At 65.0% G+C, this 2,350-nt stretch carries 1 protein-coding gene; it reads left to right on the plus strand.

What is annotated here, in order from left to right; all coding sequences use genetic code 11:
• Positions 1-2,350 (plus strand): peroxidase family protein (locus ACIPIA_RS14480; RefSeq protein WP_400510559.1); only part of this gene is annotated, 2,350 nt, incomplete at both ends.

Consider the following 2,350-nt stretch of genomic DNA (forward strand, 5'->3'; position numbering starts at 1 on the left):
CGCATAATGCGGTGCCCGGCCTTGTGGACCATGACCGCAATCCGGGAACGCCGATGATCCTGAAGACCGCCGATGCCGATGGCGTCGCCGGAAACCAGATCCCGGTGAACCAGTTCGGTGTCTCCGTCACCTATGACGACGAACTGCTCAATGCGCACTACATCACCGGCGATGGCCGCGGAAACGAGAACATCGGCCTCTCGGCCGTGCATCACATCTTCCACTCCGAGCACAACCGCACCGTCGAGCAGATCAAGGAGAAGGCGCTGGCGGCGGCGGACCTCGCCTTCCTGAACGAGTGGCTGGTCTCCGACGTCACCGCGCTGCCGGCCACCCCCCAGGCGATCGCCGCGCTGCAGTGGGACGGCGAGCGGCTGTTCCAGGCGGCGCGCTTCTCGACCGAAATGCAGTACCAGCACCTCGTCTTCGAGGAGTTCGCCCGCAAGGTCCAGCCGGATGTCGACGCCTTCGTCTTCAACCCGTCGACCGACATCAATCCGGCGATCTTCGCCGAGTTCGCGCATGTCGTTTACCGCTTCGGCCATTCGATGCTGCGCGAGGACGTCGCGCTCACCAATGCCGATGGCTCCGACGGCAGCCTCAAGCTGTTCGATGCCTTCCTGAACCCGCTCGCCTTCGGCTCGGCGACGGTGGATCACGCTGCCGCCGCCGGGGCGATCGTGCGCGGCATGACCAGCCAGGTCGGCAACGAGATCGACGAGTTCGTCACCCATGTGCTGCGCAACCAGCTGGTCGGCATTCCGCTCGATCTGGCCGCGCTCAACATCGCCCGCGGCCGGGAGGCCGGCATTCCCTCGCTGAACGAGGCGCGGTCGCAGTTCAAGGAGGTCGCCAACGGCGATACCCAGCTCGATCCCTATACGAGCTGGACCGATTTCGCGCTGAATCTGAAGAACCCGGCCTCGATCGTGAATTTCATCGCGGCCTATGGCACGCATTCGACAATCACCGCCGCTACAACGACGGACGCCAAGCGCGAGGCGGCCATGAAGCTCGTGTTCGGCGGCAGCGGGGCTCCGGCCGACCGGCTCGATTTCCTCAATGCCCGAGGCACCTATGCCGGCGGCAGCCTCGGCGGCCTGAACAATGTCGATCTCTGGGTCGGCGGCCTGGCCGAGAAGAAGATGGCCTTCGGCGGCATGCTGGGCTCGACCTTCTCCTTCATCTTCGAGCTGCAGCTGGAGAATCTCCAGAACGGCGACCGCTTCTACTACCTGTCACGCGTCCAGGGTCTCAACTTCCTGAACGAGCTGGAGAACAACTCCTTCGCCAAGATGGTGCTCGCCAACACCGACCTCGGCGAACAGGGCTACGCGCTGCCGGGCGACATCTTCTCGGTGCCCGACCACGTCATCTATCTCGACGCCAGGGAGCAGGCGAAGTTCGGCATCGCCGAGCCGCAGAACGACGACCCGTTCCTCGAGGCCCTGTCGAGCTTCGTCGAGCGCCGGGACGCCGCCGGAAACCTGATCGTGTACGAGCGAAACCCGGACGGCACCTTCGTGCGTGATCCGGCGGGCAACGTCGTCGTCGCGGCAGGAAGCATCGGAACCGGGCAGGTCGCGGCCCATCTGCGCGTCAACACCAATGATCACGTCCTCATCCAGGGCACGAACGGCAACGACGTCATCATCGCCGGCGGCGGTGACGACAGCGTCTGGGGCCGTGGCGGCAACGACCGCATCGAGGCCGGCTACGGCGTCGACAAGATCCATGGCGGCGATGGCGACGACATCATCACCAACAGCGGCACCGACATCGGCGAAGTCGACATGCTGCATGGCGAGGCCGGCAACGACGTCATCCATGGTGGCAGCGGCCTTGCCCTGCTCTTCGGCAACGAGGGCAAGGACGTCATCATCACCGGCCCCGACGGCAAGGAGGCCTTCGGGGGCCTCGGCGACGATTTCATCCTCGGCGGCGAGGGCGCCGACTTCCTGCTCGGCAACGAAGGCGATGACTGGCTCGAGGGCGGCGGCGGCTTCGACACGACCGCCGGCGACAATTCGGAACTGTTCTTCAACTCGACCATCATCGGCCATGACGTGATGTTCGCCGGCACCGACGAGCACGATTTCGACGCCGAGTCCGGCGACGACATCATGGTCCAGGGCGAAAGCGTCATGCGCAACGAGGGCATGCTCGGCTTCGACTGGGCAATCCACAAGGGCAACAGCCAGGACGCGGATTCCGACCTTCTCGTCCCGATCTTCACCACGGACCAGCAGGACATCCTGCGTGATCGCTTCGATGCTGTCGAAGCGCTGTCCGGCTGGGACAAGAACGATACGCTCAGGGGCGACGACCGGGCGGCTCCGGCCTTGGGCGG

The sequence above is a fragment of the Allobosea sp. CER48 genome, assembly GCF_044752385.1.
Lineage (GTDB): Bacteria > Pseudomonadota > Alphaproteobacteria > Rhizobiales > Beijerinckiaceae > Allobosea.